We start from the raw sequence: 23,891 nt of genomic DNA, 5'->3' as shown, positions 1-23,891 counted from the left end.
TCAAAGAATGACCTACTCAAGTCATGACTCTATTAATACTCTGGTGGAGTAATCATTGTTTAAAAACTTCTTAGCAGGCTCGCGTTCGGTAAATAGTTTGATATGGAGGTTTTTAAATATTTTTCTTGAATCCTGCAGCCACTCATGCTCCGAAAGGAGGTACAAATGGGATTCTGCTGATGTAATCAGAGCAACTTTACATAAATAATTCATAGAATTGGCTTCATACATCTCACTAGCCTTTTTTGACCACTTTTTCACAAAAGCAATAAATGCATTATGGCTGATGTCAGTAAAATCATCTTTTATGAATAGCCAGGAGTTAATCTGATGGATCATGGCAATATTCATAGCAATATCCATAGTATCGTGATAAAGATGGGAAGGACCCTGTCCATTAAAATTAATCTCTACTGCTTTTAGATTTCTGTTATACTCAGCTACTGCCAAACTATTGATAATTCTATGCATATTATTTACTGTTTATACCACCCGATTGAACAAATACTTAAGTTACCATTACACAAGCTAATTAAATGATGCGCACCTGAAGTGTAAACACTTAAAAAGAAGTAAAAAAAATATCTCAGTACATTAATATAAGATAAAAATGACAAAAATAACACTATAAATACGTTAATAATTATGATTTTGTTCAAAAAAAGTAAAATAATTACACCCTCAAAAGGTAGATATGATGCTTAGATTATGAGTACCTGAAATAACATTGAAGTAGTTAAAGAATCACATTTATCAAACTTGCTTTTGTCATTTCAACAAAATACACTAAAAAAAATGAGTATTAGTTTCAATCAATTAAAAAAACACCTGAGCTTTTTCTGGTAATAGCAAGCCATATAATACTTAAGTAGATATAACTTTCTCATTATCCTGTATCAGAATTTACGCTAATTTTGTACATAACATACTTGAAGATCTCTTCAAATCCCAAAATCACTCACTAACGGCAGGCATATATGTATATACACTTATTATTATACATATAAATAGAAAAAGCTGCCTTTTCAAGCAGCTTTATACTATCTATTATGAATCAAATTTCTTTAAAAATTATAACCAAGACTTACCAGAAGAATTCTGGATTCCCTTTTGTATTCAAAACTTTGTCTGAAACTTTCGCCATAATTCTCTCCAGCGAATCTTCTTGTATCAAATACATCTCTTAAAGTTACACTGAGATTAGCTTTGTCACTTAAAAGTGATTTCTGTAAGCTTATATCTGCATAGTAACGTGCAAGATCTTTACCCTGTGCTTCTATTTCAGGGGCCGTATAATTACCAGTCAGTTGAAAATCCACACCATAGGGAAGATTTACATCTGTCGTTAGTTTAGCATTCCAGGAAAGTCCACTGTTCGTAAGGTCTGTCCCCAAATTACTACCATCTACCTCTGTCTGGAAAATTGAGTAACTTGCGTTGACATTCCACCAGGGCGTAATTTGAGATGTTGTAATCAATTCAAAACCGTAAGTCTGACTTGTATTCAGGTTAGCAGGCTGACGATACGATATACCATCCTCAATTCTGACAATATAGTCTACCTGCCCATCAACATGACGATAGAAAAGGTTAGAGGTAATATCTACGCTCTCAAAACGTACCATATGCCCTAACTCTATAGAGTGAATGAACTCTGGCTGTAAGTTAGGATTACCTATTCTTACATTCAATGAGTCGGAAATATCAGGAAAAGGATTCAACCTCCAACCATTCGGACGATCTATTCTTCTGCTATAGGTGAATTTAATAGAGTTCAGATCATTAATATTGTAAAGTGTCTGTAAACTAGGGAATAAATTCAGGTACTGCTGTTCGTTTTCTTCACCCGTATTATACAGTTTTGTATCCACGATGGTTTGTTCCAATCTTGAACCAAGTGAGATATCTAATTTGTCAAAACTCCGTGAGTATATTGCATAAGCTGCATGAATCTGATCCTGATATAGGAACCGGTTACTTACGGTCTCCTGATTGACCCATTCACCAGTATTCTGATCTAATACTTCGTATAGGTAATCATTATCAAATGAGCGATAGGTAGACTTTAAGCCCGCTTCCAGCTTTCCTTCACCCAGAGGTTGTACATAGTCAGCCTGCGCTACAATAGTCTTTCTGTATTCATCATTTAATGAACGTTCTTCACCATTAGGCACTTCACCTTCAGGATCAACTGTTCCACGAAACACACTAATATCCTGGTTTTCTAACTGGTCTCTGAAAGAATGGCTGATAGAAAATCTAAATTCCTTTCCTTTCTGATCAAACAAGCGTTCATAAATCAGGGCATTATCCATTGAAAAATTATCTTCTGTCTCTCTGTTTTGACGGTTATATTCCAGTAGCGTATTCCCTGTTTCAGTGTCAAAAACCTGTGTGAAATTATTCTCAAAATCGCTTTCATCTTCCATGTTGAAAGCTCCTTCGTAGCTGATTTTATTTTTCCCTAAGAAATAGTCGCCACCGATATTAATAGTATGCTCTTTATCCTGACTCTCACGGTCGCTGTACTGCTCTAGTCTTTGATTATCGTCAAAAGTTAATCTGGTAGTCTGAGAACGACCTACTCTAGGCCAACTGCGGAAACTGTATCCCCCGTACACATTGTAGTCAGTAGTTTTATGGTTCAATCTCAGGTTAGTATTAAGCCTATATCTTGTGCCCAAAGTGACTTCAGCCTTACCATTAGTCCCTTGGTCCTTTCCTCTTTTCAGCTGAATATTAATTACTCCCCCTGCTCCTTCGGCATCATATTTTGCATTAGGATTGTTTACGATTTTAACCTGATCAATAGCACTGGCGGGGATCTGCTCAAGGTCAGAGGCTAGGGCAGAGTTTCTTCCGTCTATCAACACATTGGTACCACTACTCCCTCTGATTGATACTGTACCGTCCTGACTTACATTTACAGAAGGAGTATTTCTCAGTACATCCAGCAAACTACCTCCGACATTGGATAGGGTTTGATCTGGTCTGATGTTTAACCCCTCTAAGTCAGTTGAAACAGGACGACGTATTTTATTACTTTCAATTACAACTTCCTCAAGCTGTTTTGCATCTGCACTCAAAATAATATTCCCTAATTTGACTGGTGAGTCTTCTACCACAATATCAGTGAGTCTCTTTTCCTCATACCCAACAAAAATGACTTTCAGTTCATATTGACCTTCTTCAGCCTGAATCATGAACTTACCATTGTCCTGTGTAATACCGCCTGCATAGGGTGAACTACTGCCCGGTTCATATAAAGCCACTTGTGCATAGGCTACGGCTTCATCATTATCTTCATCAACCACAGTACCTACTACGCGATATTTATCTTGTGCCAAGAGCGAAATGCTACAAAAGAGGAATAAAAAAGTAAAACTATATTTATACATTGAAAATAGATTATGGCTAATTAAAAAATTTGTTTAATGTTTAGCTATACAACTTTAAACGAAACATAAAGAGTTCTGGTTTACGTATTTGTAGATTCGCAGCGTGAGTTTGTAGAATATTAAAAAAATATTAATGATTTTTTCTACGATTCCAGGTGTATTTTTTTATTCACAAGAGATTATTTCTACAAAAAAAGAGGCTTGGAATAGCGCAAAATTTAAAATAAAGCTCTAAGCATGACACTTCCGGAGTGGATGCTTGGCTTTTCTTCAGACTTTCTTCCATAGTAATTAAGTACCAATTGAAGTCCTTCTAAAACATATTGTTGCCAGTTTATTGTCCATCTCACATTTGATCCGCTATTTAGTCCGTCTAACATTTCGTATGCAAGAGCTGAATTTATTTCACCGTCATAATGGATATCAATGTATTCAATACTGGCATTAATATTATGTTTCATTAGCTGTGTGTGTCGAAAATCCAGGCCAATAGTATGATGCACTGCATGATCATCGCCCTCTTCATGCATGCTGCTTGCCTGATTTTGCTTATTAATGTAGGTGTACTTGGCTGAGACTCGAGTTTTCATATCGGCTTGCCATGATATTTCTGGCCATATTTGAAAAAAATTGATATTGAAATTTCTGTTATTTTGTTGGGTGAGTTGTAATTTCTGAACCTCGCTGCCTTTTTCTCCCTGCCACTTGAATCCCCATTGACGGTTAATATTCCATCTTGTGCCTATGAGTACAGCTTGCTTGATTCTCTCTTCAAAGCCTCCATTTAAGAGCTGTTTTCTTCTTTGATTCCTAAAACCTAGTTCAGCGCCAAAAGATGTTTCCCTACGGTTAAAAAAAAGCGTAGTGCGTAAGTTTTCGCGTATAGAGAGTAAACTTTCATCTTCAGCATCTAACCAGGGTATCACTCTTTGGGTGATACTTTCCGCATTGATTCGCTTATCTATACTCCAGGCGGTAATCGTAGAGAATCTTCCTAACCAGCTTTTTACGCCTCCTTTTTCTAACCAGTTAAGCGGGGGCGTCATGTTTAGTTGAAAATTAAAGTTGTTGGTATAAGCCAATATAAATTCGTTAGTAGGAATAAAAACCCTCATGTAATTTCGCTCGTCAAAGTAGCGTGCTTCGTAAAACTCATCAATTTCTTCTATTCCATTTCCATTATCATCTCTCCAGGTATACGCCCCCTCACCCACGGGTACTCTTATATACACGAACTCTCTTTTAGGCTCTCTCCCATTCGCCAGACTGTAATTTAAGTCCGTATGGATTGCACCATCAGCCATTGAGCCTGACCAATTTAACTGCCCCATCAGTGTATTGCTTTCCAGAGTACCTCCGCTAATGTTACTTTCTACGAATAAAGAGTCGTTTCTCATATCAAGTTGACGATAAGCCAATTGCATACTGACTTGATGCTTTTCGTTCAAGGGTAAATCTGTCGAGGCTGTGAGGGTTTGTGCCAGATCAGATTGAAATAGCTTACCTTGATAAGGCAAAAAATCTTTTCTGAGGCTGTATTCCAGTTGAAATGTACCTTTCAGGCTGTCTGCATTTCTGATGTAGAAAAGATGTTCTTCAAAATTCATTGATGAGAAAACTACTGAATCATCTTCCTGGAAGTGTTGCTGATTCTTATCTACACTGTATCTGTAACCCGGCTGTATGTATTTTCCTCTATGATGTACATCAAGCGACCACCTATCCCACTGGGATTTTTTATCATATTGATTGCTCTGTAAGAAAAAAGCCTGCCCTCTAAACTGAAAATCACCCAAGGATTTATTTGCAGTAGATCGGTGCTGGATTCCTGCAAGTGCTTCCCCATTATTTCTTGCGAACCACTGATATGAAAATTGATTTAGCGCATCTTTCTCAATAAATATTCTGGATGTAAAATTGTGATCATCATAAAGGGAAGAGGTATCTGAAAAACCAACTGTATTAAGCGTCCAGTCCCTCTCAAACTCTATAGTCCGATAAGGGTCTATTTCCTTGAAGAACTTTTGCCTATACTCATAACTAATGCTACTTCCCCAATGATAGTCGGTCTCAAATAACTTTCTATCATCTCCCGAATATTGAATAAAAATTCCTCTCCCATGATTGTCTTCAGCATCCAGATGTGAAAGCGTGTTGATATCATTTTTAGAAAATGCTGCTTCTACCTTCAACTGATCTTTTTTGCTTAATTCAGTTTCGGTACCGAACACGAGCATATGTTGCGTCTGAGGAGCTACCACTAAACGAACTGGTGCATAGCTTCCTGCTTGTACACCATCTACAGGCGGAACCCACTCATAAACCTTACTGTTCACAGCTGAGCCAGCAAGTACGTAGTTTCCTTTGCCCTCACCCACAAAGCTAAAATCGACTTTAAAATCTCCTTCTTTACCAGAAAATTCATATATCTGGTAGTTTGTACCATTCACCACAGTATCCAATCTGTTATAGAAGATCTGATAAAGATTGCCCACTCCCGGAACTTCGGCATTTCTATTCGTTTGATATTGAGGCTGTTGTTGAAAATGAATAGCTGAGTCAACTGCCGGGACAAATGCATTGTTAGTCTGGTCTCCTGCCTTACGCAAACCATTTTTATCCTCTTCACTTAATGTAAAACCGAGAGCCTGATTGGAATTGTCTTTTTCGCGAAAATAGGATACATAAAAACTAAAGCGTTTAAAATTCTGCCGATGATTGGCAGTAACAACACTTCTACTGAAGCTCCTGTCTGCATACTCGTAATCTATATAAACTCTGGAATATCGGGTAAGCAGCACTCTGCTGGTAAAGGTTATTTCACTTAAGTTGTAGTTTATTGTATAATCTTTGTTATATCCTCTTTCTAACAGTCTACCATCAAGGTAAACTTTTTCGCTATTTGCTATGATGAAGTATGCGGCCATCAACTGATTGTTTCCATTGACAGTATTTCTGTTTTCAGGGGAATTGATTTGGTAAGGCCCTTGTACGCCTTCCTGTATATTCAGATTGACTGACGTAAATTTACCTTTGGAAATAGCAAAGCCAACCTCAGTTTCAGCATTACTATTTTCTGAAAACGAATAATTATTTGTTAGTCTTCCTCCCTGAACATTTCTACGATAGCGCAAAAAATAAGGGGCCTTTTGGGTGGTATTCAAAGCATTACCTACCCTGCTATTACCTAGCCATTGATTTCCACTTTGCTGAAGTACAATATCTCCGGCAAGCAACGAAAAGTCGTCATTATACAATTCCAGATAGACATTATCAAAATCTTGTAACTGCTGGGTATTTCCTTCCGGCTGTACCGGTATGTTTTGATCAGTGATGGAGGCTCGTATCAAAAGCTCATCGGTGAGCTCACCTTCTATTTGAAGATTTAGTGAGGAGTTAAGAAAAACATTTTGTCGGTTTCCAATAGAAATTCCACGGCTGATACTACCACTTTTGTACAGCTTAGGTGTTTTAAATAGTTCTTCCCGTCCCAACAGATTATAGCTTCCATGATCAACTGCATCCCTGAAAAATGCGGTCGAATCATAAATAGAAATATCTTTATGAGCATGTGTCTGTCGTAATGAAAAAGGAAGTAGCCGGTAATGAATTGTTGTCACTTCATTTGGTAATGCATCAGGATGAAAATGCAGATAATGGGTATTGTAATCGTAATGATATGAGGCATTATCCAGTATTTGATCACCTGCTAAAATTTGCAAAGAACCCGGTACTATGGAAAGGCTATCCAGCCTGACAGAATCTACGGCTGAGTGCAGGGTAATACTTCTTGAGTTAGTTATTGACTGTTCATCCCTATTTTGCCCCATCAGCGCATAGGAAAAAAAACACAAAAAAATTGCAATATATAATCTAATAAAGATCATTCTTTGAAGCTCACAGACTCCTGATCAATGGCGAGAGGAAGCTCAATAAAAAAGGTAGTGCCTTTTCCTTCCTGTGTATCAAATGCAATACGTCCTCCGGCATGCTCTATCCCTCTTTTGGTAATTGCCAGTCCTATACCTGAACCTGCGTATTTAGTACTAAAATTTGGCAAAAAAACTTTATGCTGAATTTCCTTGGCGATACCGGTGCCATTATCACTAACTTTCAAAATCAATTTATCACGCCCTACCTGCTGAAGATGAATATCAATTTTAGGGGTTCGATCTTTGGGAATAGACTGCCGGGCATTGATAATCAGGTTGCTCAAAATACGCCCCATCAGTTGCTGGTCACTAACAATGGCATAATTGCCCTCCTGAACACATAAGCTAATGTAGTTACCTTCTTCTTCTGTATATAAGCCTGTAATTTTATTTACCAATGCAGCAAAATCAAAGTACTCACTCTTTGGAGTAGGCATTTTGGCAAAGTCAGAAAATGAACTGGCGATATCACTTAATGTATCGATCTGGTGTAGCAGGTTGTCAAAAGGCTTTCCCATTTCTACCACTTCAGTTGCATCCATCCCTTTTTTGAAATCTACCTGAAGTTTACGCTTTAAATGCTGTAAACTTAGTTTCATAGGAGTTAAAGGATTTTTAATTTCATGGGCTACCTGTTTTGCCATTTCCCTCCAGGCAGATTCTTTTTCGCTTCTTGCTAGTGCAGCCTTACTCGCTTCCAGCTTTACCAGCATTTTATTGTACTCTCCTATCATAAGTCCAATTTCATCATTGGCATCCCATGAGAGTGGTTCGTTATAATCAGCAAGCGATGTTCGCTTAATTTTCTGAGTAATATATTTGAGAGGATATGTGAGTAGTATGGAGGCGAGATAGGAAATGATCAGGAACACGATAAATACCATCGTAAAGATGTTCATAATATTCGTTAAGACCTGAATCACCTGCTCTTCCAGTTGACTCCTGGATTCAAAAAAAGGTAAACTTAACATTCCCATAAGCTCACCGGTGTTTTCTGATTTTAGCCCGATATAAGAGGACTTATAAGAAAGACTTCCTACCGACTCTTCCAGGACAAGTTTATTGTTTTCACTTTCCTTGATATTAGCAATAGCCCTGGGGTTTATATAAGAAGAAAGCAAGCTATCTTCATAAATCAGCGGCTGTGAGGTTGCAATCAGTTTTCCCTCTATGTCAAAAATATTAGCATCGGTCTCCGCATACTTAGACATTTGCGAAAGTGTGTTTGCCAGTACATCATCACTCAATTCACCCTGAAAATAGTTGTCAAGTATATCAATAATATTTCTGCCGATCTGCTCAGCTTTCTTTAAATATTCGGAGTCAACTTCCTCACTGTATGATTTACTAATTACACTTAATGTAGTGATGCTTAGTGCTAATAATGGCATGAAAAAAGCCGCATTCAGGTAGAGCTGTATTTTGGTCGCAAAGTTTAAGTTCTCATTTTTTAATAAAAAATATACTGAATAGCCTCCTAGTACGATAAGTATTGTGAATACGAGCAGCAGAAAAAGAAATGAAAAATTAGATACTAAATTGATAAAAGCATAGGTTTCGGAAACAATCACGATGTATTCATTTACCTTACCTTTCACAATCAGATAATCAAAGCCTCCTCTCTTTATTGTCTTATCATTATCTACATTTTGTTTAAAATTATATCCATTGAGATTCAGAAAAGGTACGTCATCCCCATTGCTATAGGTTAACTCTCCCTCACCGTTGAAAATAGCATAATCATAATCGTTACTGGGATATGACTGTAGATACCTTCTGTCAATGAGTAATTCCGGATAAACGCGATTGGGTATGAAACGCTTTAGAGATAAATCAATAACTATGTAGCCAATAGTAGTATTAAAATCTTCTAGTTCTATCAGGTTAATGTATCGTTTGGGGGCGCCCTGCGAAATACGCTGATCACTGGCTTCGTTAATGAAAAATATATTGTCATATTCTGTCTCAAAGCGAATATCATCAGTGATCTTTACAAACTGTTTGTAATTACTCGTATCTGCGTTTTCTAAAGGAATTCCTCTGCTGTTAAACAGGTAAATGTCTATATCATATCGGTCAAAGTAATTACTAAGATAGATACGGTTGATCTTTTGTCGGATAGCTTCTTTTGACGCAAGTGTATTGTAAATACGGTTTTTAATAAACCTGTCTTCTTTAATTTTTTCAGCAACTTCATCCAGCAGATACTCTCCTAAAACGTCATTATCTACCAGTAACTGATTGGCGAATTTCTGTTTATTATCCAAAGTGTCAACCTGGTTGATATCATATGCCGCTAGTGCCCCAGTAATGCCACTAATCAGTGCACAGCTGAAGAGATACAAAAAAGTGATATAGCTTAGCCTGGTTAAATACCTTGGAAACTGAAAGGTGTATAAAAGTGAGAGGTAAAAGATGCTGACAAGGATGATTGGTAATGTAGGTGCGCTCCAAACCAGGTAACTGGTTCCAAGTAATGTTCCTGCTATAATTACCAACCACTTCATTTCAAGAAAAGAACGAGGTATCAGGCTAATAAAAGTACGAAAGATAATGTGTGCAAATAGAAAAAAACTTACAGTATTGATTACGAAAATTGCAAGGCTAATAATTTTGAGTGATGAAAAATCAAGGCTTTCAGTGATATCAAGGGTCCACTGCGAATTGAAGTAGATGGATTTAATTGTATAATAATGAATATGTAGGGCATATACTCCCGCAACAATAAGGAACACTACTATACCGGAAATCAGTTTGGGCTTGAGTAGAAACAATTGTTGGTATAATATAAGCCTCCTGTAATATAGAAAGAGATAAAAAAGGATCAGAAGTAAGCTGAGTGAGTTGAGAAGTAAGTCGCCCAGTGATGGGTTAAGACCCGATGAAGCATAAAACCTTCCATCAAATAATCTAAGGGGCATTATGCTATATGGAAACTCAAAATATAACATCATAAACCGTAGCCCTAAAAGGCTCAGCATCACAAGCGTAATAGCGATATCGTAATGCTTCTTTGTGATGTTGTAATGAACACTGCGGAATACATTGAACAAAACCAGTATTATTGAAAATATAATAAGAACACTCAGCAGCGTTTGAAAGGACTTAGCGGTTTTATGCTCTCTATATCCTCTTGCAGGTTTATTGAGTTCTACTGAAAAAATGGGTTCGCCCTCATAAGAAATGAGATTTTCTTTATTATTAATTTTGGGGCTAACTGCTACTGCACCTTGAGGGAAAATGTTGGTATTGTATCCTGAACTGATGTACTTATTATTAATTTTGTTTTCATAATAAATAGGTAACAGTATAAAATACTCAAGCTTATCATTTTTATGTGTTACAGTATCTCTGCGAATAACAAAGCTGCCACCTTCCAGATTGCGATATTGATATGTATAGTATCCCCTTAAGTCTTTGTAATTTGGAACTTGCCGATAATCCGACCAGTAAAGAAGTCTCCCATCTTGAAATACATAGTAAGGATAGGCCCTGGATTCATCAAAATTACTAAACATCAGGCTGTCCATATTTACTATCTCATCCCGGATATCTTCTGACTCAGATTCTACTTCATTTAAAGCACTTTCTACGTTATTTGAGATATCACGATGATACTGGGACTCACTTCTAAATCCTCCAATAAAAAATAATCTTAAAACCAAGGCAAAAAGTAAAAGCAAAAGCGCTGTAAATAATGACAGCTTCTTGATTTTAAAGAATTGAAATAATGTTGGATCCAGCTTCATGGTTATATTACTGACTTCAAAATCTATGCATTTTTTGATATTAAAACGCTTCGTGTAAGTAACTAGAAGTCATTTCTTCAGAAATATTCCTTCAAAACCTTAATCCAGAGTACCTATGCCAATGACCCATAAATTTTTCTAAAGGTTTTATCTTCCAAGATATATCAGCATGGTCAAAATGCAATGAGAACGAAAAATTACAAAACAAATTTTCTAGCCATTAGAATAGCTGATTTACGCAAATATTTATTTGAAGAGACTTAAAATTAGAGCACGAGCTATAGAATGCAAAATTACCTGGTTAATCAGCTGAGCCCTGGTACTTATTATTATAGCTTATTCCTCCAAAGCCATGAAGATAAATCGTTCGTGAGTAGCGAAATATAACAGGTAATAGAAGCAAAACAATTGATGGTACTGTGACGATATAGACCCAAAGTTCAGGATCTCCGAAAACATTGTATAGTATAAAAGCAGTACTGAGTAATACCCCCATGGTAAGGGCATAGCTTACGTACATAGCACCGAAAAAAAACCCTGGTTCACGCTCAAAAATTAATTGACAATGAGGACAAGTTTTATTGGTTGCAGTAAAATGAAGAGGCTTTTCAAACAGGCTATATTTAAAAAGATCTCCCTGTCTACATCGGGGACATTTATGATTTAGTAAAGCGTAAAGCAGTGTTTTGTTTGGCATTCTCTTTACTTTTCTTGTACCACAAAAAAGCTAGTACAGCAATGATAAGATACGGGGTTACGAAAAGATACAATATTCCGAAATTCAAACCTGAGCCTAAAGCAGTCTCACCGGCGCTTACATTATTTTCAATCGTAGTCCGACACATAGCACATTGCGCCATAAGGTCTTGCAAAGCTGTAAGTGTCAGTATACTTATTAGACTTAATAACTTTTTCATAACGCTAGCTCATTTCAGACAGAACATTTATATTTCTCTGAGAGTTCTGCAGTCTTAAGTTGATGGCTAATAATAAGGACTAATCATCAAATAAACAATCACACCAGTAATGGACACATATAACCAGATAGGAAATGCAAAACGAACCACTTTACGGTGCTTCACTAGCTTATCAGTTAATGCGTAATACAGTGCAAATAATACGAATGGGACCACTATCGCTGCTAAAATTATATGAGATATGAGTACTCCCAAATATACCATTCTCATAACACCTAATTGCTCCGCTTCCACACTTTCCAGGACTCCATTTCCGTTCACGTCTCCATATATCGTTGATGCTGAGCTTGAATGGTATATCACATACGATATCAAAAAGATTGAACCTAACACGAAAGCTGTTAACATAGCTGTTTTGTGGTATTTAATCTTCTTCTGTTTAATAAAGATTAAACCCGCTATCAAAGCAAAAGAAGTAGCAGTGTTAATCAGTCCATTTAGATGAGGCAAAAAATCAACCCAGTCACTATCTAGTCCCAGCTTCGTTGGCGAAAACATAAGTACAGCCACTATTACAGGTATCGCAACTGAAAGTATACCTATAAGCGCCAGATAGTTGTTTTCTTTGGCTTTATTAATCATGGTAAGCAATTTCTTGCATGTACGCTAAAATTTTAATTTCTCCTTTTAACCTGTCAATATCTTCCGGGTCAATTCCGTTGTAATAACCTCTGATTCTCTGTGATGAATCCGTAAGGATCAATGTGTTTTCTTGATCTGATGATAATACAAACCCACATTTTTTTAAATGATCAACCTTTTGACTGTCACCTTGTATGAAATTCCACTTCCCAGTAACAGCATTAAAACGACTCTTTAAAGACATAAGCTCATCAGTAGTGTACTGTCCATTTGCAATAACTAAGATTTGAAATGCTTGTTCCTGTGAAAAAACACTTTGAATATTGGCTAACATTTCAAGAGCCAACTCACAATTTTCGGCACAACGGTCTGGTAAAAAGAAACTTAACAATATCTTATCCTCAAGGACTTTTGAACTAAAACTTTCACCATTAGCTTTTTGCATCTGAAAATCCGGTAAAGTATGAGGTGAAGTGTTAGAGGTGCAATGAGCAACCGTAGTTATCCCTTCAGTATAATAGACAGGTAACTCAAAGTTATTGTTACCAAAAAACTTAAGAAAAAGCCAAATAAAAACCGGTATCGCTAACGTTAGAAGCAGAATACCGGTCTTCAGTTTATTGTCCATCAGTTGCTAGCTTAGATGTACATTTTAATGATCAAATTAATTTAGAACTTTAACTCAAAGATAGATGCTCCTTCAGCCAACAAAGCAATAATTAGCCAAACAACAAAAATGATAGGAATTAATATTGACCAAATTAATGTCTTGACTTCACCTTTCAGGTGCATAAATTCAGCAACAATATAAAATGCTTTTACTATCGTAAGTGCTACGAATGTAAAGTATAATAACGGTCCTCTGGGAAGTACAGTAGCCAGTACAAATTCAATTGCGGTCACAATTGCTAAGATCAGAGCAATCATCCAGAGTTTTCTGATTTTACTTTTATCCGCCGGTTGATAGGCTACGGAACTGGTTTCGTCTAATTCACCCATGTCTTATTACTTATTATATCAAATAGAAAAATGTAAATACAAATACCCATACCAAGTCAACAAAGTGCCAGTATAACCCTACTTTCTCTACCATTTCATAATGACCTCTTTTCTCCATAACCCCAACTGCTGCCTGATAGAAAATAATAAAGTTAAGAACTACTCCACTAAATACATGGAATCCATGAAATCCTGTAATAAAGAAGAATAGAGAGGCAAAAAGAGGTGGCCCATATTGATTTTGCATTAAATTGGCACCAAAAAATACAGAACCATCAGGAAACAAACCGCCTGCATCAGTACCATGTATGAAGTGTGACCATTCCCATGCCTGACAGCCCAAGAAAGTAATTCCACCAATTAAAGTCCAGAGCATCCACTTCACCACAGCTTTACGGTCCATCCTATGCCCAGCTTCAACAGCAAGTACCATCGTTACACTACTTAAAATCAAAATGAAAGTCATGATACCTACAAATACCAGTGGGAGTTCTACTCCATGCAGGAAAGGTACAGCTTCAAAAACTTTTTCAGGAATAGGCCAGTACTCCTGTGAGAATTCAAAATTTTCAACTTCTCCTGTATAAGCAGGATATGAATATCTGATTAGTCCGTAAGAAATAAGTAGTGATGAAAAAGAGAAGGCATCAGATAAGAGGAAAAACCACATCATTAGTTTTCCATAGCTGGCTTTTAGAGGTGATACCCCCCCATTCCAGATATTCTTCTGCTTTACTTCATCTACGCTTGTTGCAGTTGTAGCCATTGTATACTCGTGAATTAATGATTAAGGAGCAAAAATATGAATAAATAGAGCCAAAGTCCATCTAAAAAGTGCCAATAAGTTGCACACATTTCTATTTGGTCCATGCTCTTTGCGTGAACTTTGTAACGGAAAGCATTTACTAATACAACCAAAAGAAATATTACACCACTAAGTATGTGTAATCCATGAAGTCCTGTCAGGACATAAAGAAAAGAACCAGCGGGATTACCAACAAAATAAACATCCATTGCCACCATATCCTGCCAGGAAAGTACCTGCCCAACCAAAAAAGCTAAACCTAATATAGCAGTTAAGCTCATACTTACCTTTAAGCTTCCAAGATTATCTTTTCTGGCAGATGCATATGCCCAGTGCATACTGATACTACTAAGAAAAATAATTGCTGAAGTAATATATAGTCTTTGTGGTAATTCAAAATCAAGCCAGTTACCTTCTGATTGACGCACGATATAAGCACTAGTCAGTGCGGCAAATATCATTACTACAGTCACAATAAATAGCCACAATGCAAACTTTTTTGGATGCATTGAAAGCGTCTGCCTGGGTTCTTCTATAGATCGTATATTAAGGTTATCTATATCTATCTTATTTTCCATCCCTACTAAATTTTATCCAAGAGAAATGCTATCTGCACAACAGGCAAATAGATAAATGAGCCAAACATTATCTTCAATGCGGATTTTCGTGAACAATCCACCATCAAACGAAATGTCTGGAATAGAAATAATGCTCCGCAAAGGGTAGCAACAATTGCCGAATCAATACCTGTGATCCCAAATTTCAGAGGTAATAATCCTAACGGGATTAAGAAAAGCGCATAAGTCATAATTTGGACAGCTGTTTTTAGATCTTTCCCTCCTCCTGAAGGTAAGAGTTTAAACCCAGCCTTTTTATAATCCTCATCTGCAACCCAAGCGATTGCCCAGAAGTGAGGAAATTGCCAAATAAACTGAATGCCAAATAATACCAAAGCTTCTGGCCCTATTTGGCCACTATATGCAACCCACCCTAAAAGTGGAGGCAAAGCACCAGGAAAAGCACCAACTAAAACAGCCACTGGGCCTACTCTCTTTAAGGGAGTATACACAAAACTGTATGCTATCAAAGAAAGTAAGGATAAGCCCGCAGTTAATATATTGGTGAATTGTAATAACATCCAAAGTCCGGCAGTCGCATTAAGAAGCGCAAATAGACTTGCTTCTGCTATGCTTACCTTATTAGTAGGGAGCGGTCTGTTTTTTGTTCTGCTCATCAACTTATCCAAATCTCTCTCTATAATCTGGTTGATAGTTATAGAAGCACCTGATATAAGGAAGCCGGCTAAACTCAAAACCGCAAGTGTGAAGAAATCAATCGGGCCCTGACTTGCTAACACATAACCAAATGCTGAAGAAAAGGCAACCAAAAATGAAAGTCTAAACTTCATTAGCGCTACGTACGCACTTAACTTTTCACGTAATTCGTTGATTCCAAACTTAACTGTAGACCTGGTGGCTATCATTATTAATTACTTCATCTTTATTATGAGAAAATCGGACATTAACATTTGCCCCACCCACTTGAATTTTCATCCAAATATAAAGTTGGATACCAAATACCAGTGAGGCAAATAATAAATGTAGAGGTTGAGCCAAACGTGGTATTGCAAAATAAGCCATAATTACTCCCGTAAAAACTTCAGCTAAAATGACTATTAACAATACCAAAGTATTATTCATTAAGTTTCCCTGATTACCATAATATTTCACTACTCTGAAGAGGAGATAAATATGGGCTAAAACGATGAGCAAAGAAAAAGATCTATGAAAATAGAAGGTGCTTCCTAACTGGTCTATCCAGGCCTCTCTGGATGTAAAATTCATCTTTTCCGCTACGAGATCTACCTCTTCCCGTACTTGAGTTCCCATAACAACCTGTACAACAGTAAGAGTAATCAGCACCAGTAAAATGAGGTTAATGAGCTTGGATGGTGCAAATGTACGCGAAACTTGCTTGTCCGTTCTAGCAAGTACATATTGATAGGTCAATAATGCTAATATGATTAGCGCTAAAAGCATATGTACAGTAATCATCCACTGTAGTAAATTTGTTGATACTACAATTGATCCTATCCATCCCTGAAAGCCAACAGCGACTAACGAAAGTAGAGAAACGATAAAAATTTTTGGGTTTGTACCAATAAAACTAATAGAAATAACAAAAGTAGCCAATATCAAAAAACCTACTATTACACCTACTAAACGGTTAAGATATTCGGTCCAGGTTTTTGTAACATTAAAGTTAGCCTCTACCAAAATACTATCGTCATTTCTAATTTCATCAGCCAGATTTGAAAAACCTAAAGCATCTAGATAAGTCGTAAAGCGTGTATTTTTAACTGCTCTTTGCTCAGCATAGATCTCTTTATAGTTTTCAGGCAAATCATCTATAGTTGTTGGAGGCACCCATTGCCCAAAACATTTAGGCCAGTCCGGACATCCCATACCGGAGCCAGTACTTCTGACTACTCCTCCAACGAATATCAGAAAATAAACGGAGGCTAAGGTGATTAAGCTTAGCCTCCTGTAGAATGTTATGTTAGGCTTTAGCCTCATTTGTGCTTGAATCCACTTTGGCTTCTTCTCTTTCCTCTGCTATTAATTCATTCTCATGAGGAAGATTTGACTCAGGGGTAGCTGAGAAGGGTATATGTTGAGGAATAAAGTCATCCTTCGCCCCTGGCTTACTATAATCATAAGGCCATCTGTAAACCATAGGTATCTTCCCTGGCCAGTTTCCATGTTCAGGAAAACGAGGGGTTGTCCACTCCAAAGTATTTGACTTCCAGGGATTAGCTGGTGCCAATCTTCCACGATACATGCTATGGAAGAAATTATAAGCAAAAATTGCTTGTGCGGAGAAGGTAAGTATGGCAGCAACACTGATGAACATATTCAAATCAGTGAAGGTACCAAAAAGATCAAATGTTGTGAATGAATAGTACCTTCTTGGAAATCCGGCAATTCCAATATAATGCATTGGAAAGAAAACCAGATAAATCCCCACAAAGGTTAACCAGAAGTGAACATATCCTAAATGCCTATTCATCATTCTTCCATACATTTTGGGAAACCAGTGGTATACACCTGCCATCAGACCGAAAAATGATGCACTACCCATTACCAGGTGAAAGTGAGCGACAACAAAGTAAGTATCATGAAGCTGAATATCGATGGCTGAATTACCTAAGAAGATACCTGTCAACCCTCCGGAAATAAATACAGACACCAAACCTATTGAAAATAACATGGCAGGCGTAAAAATGATATTACCTTTCCAAAGCGTGGTTAAGTAGTTAAAAACTTTTACCGCAGAAGGCACAGCAATAATCAATGTAAGGAACATAAATATTGATCCTAAGAAAGGATTGAGTCCTGAGACAAACATATGGTGTGCCCATACTACAAAAGAAAGTATTGTAATACCTAGCATTGAGCCTACCATTGCACGGTAGCCAAAAATAGGTTTCCTTGAGTTGGTAGCCACAACTTCTGATGTGATACCTAATGCGGGTAAAAGTACAATATATACTTCAGGGTGACCTAAAAACCAGAATAAATGCTGATACAGGATTGGGCTCCCACCAACATTGGGAAGAGCTTCTCCTCCAATATAAATTTCAGATAAGTAAAAGCTGGTACCAAAGCTTCTGTCAAAAACCAGCAACAAAGAGGCTGCAAATAACACAGGGAATGAAAGCAAACCAATTACGGCCGTTAAAAAGAAAGCCCAGATTGTAAGGGGAAGCTTGGAAAACGACATCCCCTGAGTTCTCAGATTAATAACGGTCGTGATATAGTTTATACCTCCTAATAACTGAGAAGCAATAAAGAATACCATGGCGACAAGCCATAATGTCATGCCTGCCTGAGAACCTTGTATGGCTTGAGGTAAAGCACTCAAAGGTGGATAAACCACCCAACCACCAGCCGCTGGGCCAGTCTCTAAGAAAAGAGATATGAACATGATGATACTGGCAAGGAAAAAGAACCAATATGATAGCATATTCATGAACCCAGACGCCATATCACGTGCTCCAATTTGAAGAGGAATCAGATAATTACTAAATGTACCACTTAACCCGGCTGTAAGAACAAAGAATACCATAATGGTACCATGCATGGTCACTAAAGCCAGATAAAATTCAGGATCTAATTTCCCTGTATTACTGATCCAATCTCCTAATAAAGGCCTAAGCCATTCCAGATTCATATCTGGAAACCCTAATTGAAGTCTGAAAATAACAGATAATAAACCACCAACAAATGCCCAGAGAATACCAGATAACAGGTATTGCTTGGCAATCATTTTATGGTCAGTACTAAAAATATAGGTTGTGATAAAATTTCCATGATGGTGCTCTTCATCATGCCCATGATTATCATGTGCCAAAGAATCATTACTTATATTTGCTGTAGCCATACAGGTAAGTTGTTAAATGCTTATTGCTTAATTTCCTTCAACTTCTTTTTCTAAACCAGCGCTGATTACCGCCAATTCTTTCATATCGCTTGGCACTTTGGCCAAATAATCAGGATTTTTTTGAAGCCAGGGTTGCTGATCTGCATACCATTGTTCGTATTCAGCAGCTTCAACTACTTCTACCATTTTTCTCATTGAGAAGTGTCCTCTACCACATACCTCTGTACAGTAGATATAGTAGTTAAAATCAGGATCACCTAATTCCTCGCGCATTTCAGCAGTAGTTTTGTTAGGCGTAAACCAGAAACGAGTTGGCATCCCGGGAACTGCATCTTGTTTCAAACGAAATTCAGGTATGAATACACTGTGCAATACATCTCTAGCTCTGATTTTGAATAGTACGGGCTTACCCTTTGGTATAACCATTTTGGTACTTGATGAAAAGTCATCAAAAGATGCGCGGTCAGTGAAGTCCATTCCCCACATATTCAAGGGGTCAATTAAACGAAAGTCGTGATCGCCTAATTCATTATCCTGACCTGGATATCTAAACTCCCAACCGAACTGATAGCCCATAACTTCAATAACTTCAGCATCTTCAGGAGCCTTTTCCGTAATATCTGACCAGGCTTTCCATCCAGAAAATACCAAAATGGACAAGACAATTGCGGGTATTACAGTCCATACCACTTCAAGTTTACTATTGTCGGGATAAAAGAGAGCTTTTCTATCCTTTTTGAATTGATACTTATAAGGAAAATAGAACAGGAGTATCTGGGTAATAATGAATACGATCCCTGTCACTATCATGGTTATCCAAAACAATCTATCAGTTACCACTCCATGTTCAGAAGCGATTGGAAGCTGATAACTATCAAACCTTGCTACAGAATACCATGTGGTAGCTGCTGCTGAAAGCAATAGAAATAAAAAAAGAAGTAATGCATTTATTTTGTTGCTTGAAGAAGAAGATTCTGGCTTTTTATCAGACCCTCTTGCTACGTTAACCAACCTTAATATTCTTAATATGGTAAGAATGATGGCGATTACTAAGATTACGCCAATACCTATGAATAATTCAAACATAATTGCTATGCTGTTTTAATAAATCAAGTGTGATGATGGATACTTTCTTGTAACATAGGATGATTTTTGGCAACGAGAGGCGCTTTTGAAAGATTGTTCAGTACTACAAATAGAAATCCTGCCAAATAAATCATAGTTGTGCCCAACTCAACAAAGCCTAAACTACCATTTTCTTTTAAAATACCTGGGGTTATCATTAGGTAAAAGTTAAGCCACTGCCCTACCATAACTACGACACAAACCATCTTTAAAAATATAGTATGACGTTTTGAATCTCTCGTCATTAAAACTAAGAAAGGAAAGAAGAAGTTCAGGATTAATGTCCCAAAAAAGAAGGGTGAATAATAATCACTTTCAAGCCTTTCTAAGAAGTAAATGGTTTCCTCAGGGATGTTTGCGTAATAGATTAACAAAAACTGCCCGAACCATATGTATGCCCAGAAAATGCTGAATGCAAACACGAATTTTCCCAGGTCGTGTAAATGCTCTGAGCTAACAATGGTGATGTAACCGTTTTCGCGCAATATAACCACACATAATGTGATAGCTGCTAAACCAGATACAAACCAGCTAGCGAAATTATACCATCCATACATTGTGCTGAACCAATGCGTATCAATTGATAGAGTCCAGTCCCAAGCAGAAGTGGAAGAGGTGATAGCAAAGAACACAATAAAGATGGTAGAGTACTTAACCATTTTATGATAATGAGTAACTCCTCCGTTCAGGTCTTCAGCCAACGATTCTTTACGAATCAAGCGATACATCCAGTACCACACCCCGAAGTAAATGGCCATTCTGATCAGGAAAAAAGGTGTATTAAGATAACCTCTTTTGCCAGCGATAATAGCATCATAACGAGGGTCACTTTCATCGTACAGGTATTCATGTGTCCAATGAAAAATGGTGTGTCCTCCTACCAGAAATACGACTAACATTAATATACCAGCGAAAGGTAACCATGCACCAAAAGCTTCAGGAATTCTTTTAATTCCGGCTGACCATCCAGCCTGTGAAGCATACTGTAAGGCAACAAAGAATAAGCCTATTACTCCCAGTCCGGTGAAGAAGACATTATTTATCCACAAGCTCGTGTATAAACGGTCGTACCAGTGGAACTCAGAATGTCCTCCACCATGAGCAGCTTGGGCACCATGAGCTGCTTCAGCAGCATGATCTCCTCCTCCACTGAAAATCAAAATTATGATCCCCAGTATCAACAGTACTACTCCCACTACACCTAAAGTGACGATCTTCTTCTTTAGGCCGGCATTAAAATTAAAGTTTTCTGCTGTCATCTTTAAGCGTGACTTTAGAGTTGTATTATTTTATTGTTTCTGCAATTGCTGAACATAACGAACAATTTTCCAGCGATCTTCGATGTCTATCTGTGATCCATGGGCATTCATTCTTCCTCTGCCATATGTAATCGTATGAAAAATATGCCCTTCTGTCAGTTCTGCGTATCTTCCTACATTGTAAGCTGGAACTCCCAGGTAAACTGCAGCGACTGGACCATCACCTTGCCCTGCTCCTCCATGACAAGGATAGCAATAACTATTATACAGTGCTTGTCCTCCTTTCAGCACAGCATCCGATGAGTCAAGGGGGTTGGTCAAAACCCGCGATGCTAGCTCTATACTATCTTTAGGAATACGATAAGGCAGATAATCTCCAGAATTTCTACGCACAGTGTTTGCAGCAGGCTCTCGCATTGTCATACCAAATGGATTGTTAGGATTAGAGTTATAAAACTCACCTACCTCATTATCAATTGAGCTTAACCATGCCCCTTGTTCTGTATCTCTAATCTGAGTTAGTGGCTCATAAGGGATAGAATGATACATTTGAGGAGCATATTCTAATCCTGGAAATTCTCCTTCAGCAGAACAAGCCCCCAACACTACTGCAAGTACCAGTATGATTATATTCTTCTTAGGTGTCATTTTCATCATTAAATTACAGGCTTTTTTCGTTTACTTCTACTGCTCCTGAATCTTGCAATATTTTCTTGATTTGACTGAATTCTGTTTGTTTGTTTTTACCCAGATCAATAGCCATGATATGTTTATCGTCAGTTGCTCTCAGGTCAAATACTTTTGCTTTCCCATAAGGACGAAGGTCACTCACTACCAAAAATGTGATCACCATTCCAAAAGCTGAAAGCAGCACGGTAAGCTCAAAAGTTACCGGAAAGAACGTTGGCAATGAAGTGTAATTTTTACCACCGATAATCATAGGCCAATCTATGCCCATCATATAATACTGCATGAGCAAAGCAAGCGAAGTACCAAGTACACCGAAAATAAAAGCAGCGATAGGTAATCTAGACCTTTTATAACCTAAGGCATGGCCCAAACCATGTACAGGGTAAGGAGTATAACATTCATGTATCTTAACGCCTGCCTCTCTGACGTACTTTACCCCTTTAAGCAGTACATCTTCATCGCTAAAAACACCAATCAGATAATTATTATTTTTCATGATATTGATTAAGCTTCTTTAGGAGTTGGTTTTAGGACATTGCCTGTTTCTACAGGATCTTTACCTGTTGTTTTTTCTGACGATGACCTCAGAATTGCTTTTACTTCAGCCATGTTAATTACTGGGAAAAATTTAGCAAACAGGAAGAAACAGGTGAAAAACAGTCCAAAAGTAAAAAGGTAAACACCAACATCGTATAAGGTAGGTGTAAACATTGCCCAGCTGGATGGTAGATAGTCTCTATGTAAAGAAGTAACGATGATAACGAAACGCTCAAACCACATACCTATATTCACTACGATAGATAAAATAAAGGTAGCTACGATATTCGTTCTTATCTTTTTGAACCAGAATAGCTGTGGAGATATCACATTACAAGTCATCATAGTGGCATAAGCCCACCAATAGGGGCCAGTAGCCCTGTTTAAGAACGCATATTGCTCATATTCAACCCCAGAATACCAAGCCATGAAAAGCTCTGTCAGATATGCAACACCTACAATTGAGCCTGTAACAATGATGATGATATTCATCAGCTCAATGTGATTAATAGTGATATAATCTTCCAGCTTGTAAACTTTTCTGGTGATCAACATAAGTGTAAGTACCATAGCAAAGCCAGAAAAAATTGCTCCTGCCACAAAGTAGGGAGGAAAAATCGTAGTGTGCCATCCTGGAATTACAGAAGTGGCAAAGTCAAATGATACTATGGTATGCACTGATAATACAAGCGGAGTAGCAAGACCAGCAAGAATAAGTGAAACTGACTCATAACGTTCCCAAGCTTTAGCGGAACCTGTCCACCCAAGACTTAATGCGCCATAAACAGTTTTAGAAACAATTCCCTTTGCACGATCACGAATACTGGCAAAGTCAGGAACCAGGCCAATATACCAAAATACTAATGAGACTGAGAAGTAAGTACTAATCGCAAATACGTCCCATAGCAAGGGTGAATTAAAATTAACCCATAAAGATCCAAACGTGTTAGGCAGAGGTAGAGCCCAGTAGAATCCTAACCAGGGACGTCCCATGTGAATAACTGGAAACATCGCAGCACATATTACCGCAAAAATTGTCATGGCCTCAGCAGCTCTGTTGATAGAGGTTCTCCATTTCTGGCGAAATAAAAGAAGTACTGCTGAAATTAATGTTCCAGCATGACCGATACCAACCCACCAAACGAAGTTTGTGATATCCCAGGCCCAACCTACCGTCTTGTTAAGCCCCCACATTCCAATTCCATCCCACAAAGTCATAACCAAAGCGTATGCCCCAATGACCAATACGCCCAAAGAAGTGGCCAGTGCTAACAGCCAACTTACAGTTGGTTTACCTTCAACATGTCGGCAAATATCTTCTGTTACGTCATGTATAGTTTTACCTCCTGTTACCAGAGGTTTTCTTACTGAAGAAGTAATTTCCATAATCTCTTG

At 37.7% G+C, this 23,891-nt stretch carries 19 protein-coding genes; all 19 read right to left on the bottom strand.

What is annotated here, in order from left to right; translation table 11 throughout:
- Positions 1–21 precede the first annotated feature (21 nt).
- The 19 genes from OKW21_RS10625 to nrfD all read right to left on the bottom strand — a co-directional run bounded on the left by OKW21_RS10625 (position 22) and on the right by nrfD (position 23,882).
- On the bottom strand, positions 22–471 hold the full coding sequence (locus tag OKW21_RS10625; protein WP_277479391.1) for a hypothetical protein: 450 nt from the start codon (positions 469–471) through the stop codon (positions 22–24).
- A 593-nt stretch (positions 472–1,064) separates the two neighbouring features.
- Positions 1,065–3,347 (bottom strand): TonB-dependent receptor, encoded by a 2,283-nt coding sequence (locus tag OKW21_RS10620; RefSeq protein ID WP_277479390.1) that lies wholly within the window; start codon positions 3,345–3,347, stop codon positions 1,065–1,067.
- Positions 3,348–3,616: 269 nt separating this feature from the next.
- Entirely contained in the window at positions 3,617–7,228 is a 3,612-nt protein-coding gene (locus tag OKW21_RS10615; protein WP_277479389.1) for a hypothetical protein, read from the bottom strand.
- A 53-nt stretch (positions 7,229–7,281) separates the two neighbouring features.
- A complete protein-coding gene (locus tag OKW21_RS10610) occupies positions 7,282–11,079 on the bottom strand; it encodes a sensor histidine kinase (protein ID WP_277479388.1) in 3,798 nt (1,265 codons plus the stop codon).
- A 301-nt stretch (positions 11,080–11,380) separates the two neighbouring features.
- Positions 11,381–11,776: a DUF983 domain-containing protein gene (locus OKW21_RS32710; protein WP_420870100.1), complete on the bottom strand. Its 396-nt coding sequence runs from the start codon at positions 11,774–11,776 to the stop codon at positions 11,381–11,383.
- Entirely contained in the window at positions 11,736–11,996 is a 261-nt protein-coding gene (locus OKW21_RS10605) for a hypothetical protein (protein WP_277479387.1), read from the bottom strand. Before OKW21_RS10605 ends, OKW21_RS32710 begins: the two co-directional genes overlap by 41 nt.
- A gap of 66 nt (positions 11,997–12,062) precedes the next feature.
- On the bottom strand, positions 12,063–12,638 hold the full coding sequence (locus tag OKW21_RS10600) for a DUF420 domain-containing protein (RefSeq protein WP_277479386.1): 576 nt from the start codon (positions 12,636–12,638) through the stop codon (positions 12,063–12,065).
- The gene (locus OKW21_RS10595) at positions 12,631–13,266 is read right to left on the bottom strand and encodes an SCO family protein (protein WP_277479385.1); all 636 of its coding nucleotides are present in this window, start codon (positions 13,264–13,266) and stop codon (positions 12,631–12,633) included. Before OKW21_RS10595 ends, OKW21_RS10600 begins: the two co-directional genes overlap by 8 nt.
- A 41-nt stretch (positions 13,267–13,307) precedes the next feature.
- On the bottom strand, positions 13,308–13,637 hold the full coding sequence (locus OKW21_RS10590) for a cytochrome C oxidase subunit IV family protein (protein ID WP_277479384.1): 330 nt from the start codon (positions 13,635–13,637) through the stop codon (positions 13,308–13,310).
- A gap of 13 nt (positions 13,638–13,650) precedes the next feature.
- A complete protein-coding gene (locus OKW21_RS10585) occupies positions 13,651–14,403 on the bottom strand; it encodes a cytochrome c oxidase subunit 3 (protein ID WP_277479383.1) in 753 nt (250 codons plus the stop codon).
- A gap of 14 nt (positions 14,404–14,417) precedes the next feature.
- The gene (locus OKW21_RS10580) at positions 14,418–15,020 is read right to left on the bottom strand and encodes a cytochrome c oxidase subunit 3 (protein ID WP_277479382.1); all 603 of its coding nucleotides are present in this window, start codon (positions 15,018–15,020) and stop codon (positions 14,418–14,420) included.
- Between the two features lie 5 nt (positions 15,021–15,025).
- The gene (cyoE, locus tag OKW21_RS10575; protein ID WP_277479381.1) at positions 15,026–15,925 is read right to left on the bottom strand and encodes a heme o synthase; all 900 of its coding nucleotides are present in this window, start codon (positions 15,923–15,925) and stop codon (positions 15,026–15,028) included.
- Positions 15,900–17,018: a COX15/CtaA family protein gene (locus OKW21_RS10570; protein ID WP_277479380.1), complete on the bottom strand. Its 1,119-nt coding sequence runs from the start codon at positions 17,016–17,018 to the stop codon at positions 15,900–15,902. Before OKW21_RS10570 ends, cyoE begins: the two co-directional genes overlap by 26 nt.
- The gene (locus OKW21_RS10565; RefSeq protein WP_277479379.1) at positions 17,002–18,885 is read right to left on the bottom strand and encodes a cytochrome c oxidase subunit I; all 1,884 of its coding nucleotides are present in this window, start codon (positions 18,883–18,885) and stop codon (positions 17,002–17,004) included. The genes OKW21_RS10570 and OKW21_RS10565 overlap by 17 nt, the downstream gene beginning before the upstream one ends.
- Before the next feature lie 27 nt (positions 18,886–18,912).
- The gene (gene coxB, locus OKW21_RS10560; protein WP_277479378.1) at positions 18,913–19,971 is read right to left on the bottom strand and encodes a cytochrome c oxidase subunit II; all 1,059 of its coding nucleotides are present in this window, start codon (positions 19,969–19,971) and stop codon (positions 18,913–18,915) included.
- Between the two features lie 23 nt (positions 19,972–19,994).
- The gene (locus OKW21_RS10555; protein ID WP_277479377.1) at positions 19,995–21,269 is read right to left on the bottom strand and encodes a quinol:cytochrome C oxidoreductase; all 1,275 of its coding nucleotides are present in this window, start codon (positions 21,267–21,269) and stop codon (positions 19,995–19,997) included.
- 30 nt (positions 21,270–21,299) lie between these two features.
- Positions 21,300–21,926, bottom strand: a complete 627-nt coding sequence (locus tag OKW21_RS10550; protein ID WP_338130042.1) for a c-type cytochrome — start codon at positions 21,924–21,926, stop codon at positions 21,300–21,302.
- Positions 21,927–21,930: 4 nt separating this feature from the next.
- Positions 21,931–22,458 carry a DUF3341 domain-containing protein gene (locus OKW21_RS10545; protein WP_277487664.1) on the bottom strand — a complete coding sequence of 176 codons (528 nt, stop codon included), beginning with the start codon at positions 22,456–22,458 and terminating at the stop codon, positions 21,931–21,933.
- 5 nt (positions 22,459–22,463) lie between these two features.
- Complete coding sequence (nrfD, locus tag OKW21_RS10540; RefSeq protein WP_277479376.1) at positions 22,464–23,882, bottom strand: NrfD/PsrC family molybdoenzyme membrane anchor subunit; 1,419 nt, start codon at positions 23,880–23,882, stop codon at positions 22,464–22,466.
- Between the last annotated feature and the right edge of the window lie 9 nt (positions 23,883–23,891).

The organism is Catalinimonas alkaloidigena, assembly GCF_029504655.1.
Lineage (GTDB): Bacteria > Bacteroidota > Bacteroidia > Cytophagales > Cyclobacteriaceae > Catalinimonas > Catalinimonas alkaloidigena.
Note: the sequence above shows the minus strand (reverse complement) of the source record. Positions and strands in the feature narration are given on the sequence as shown.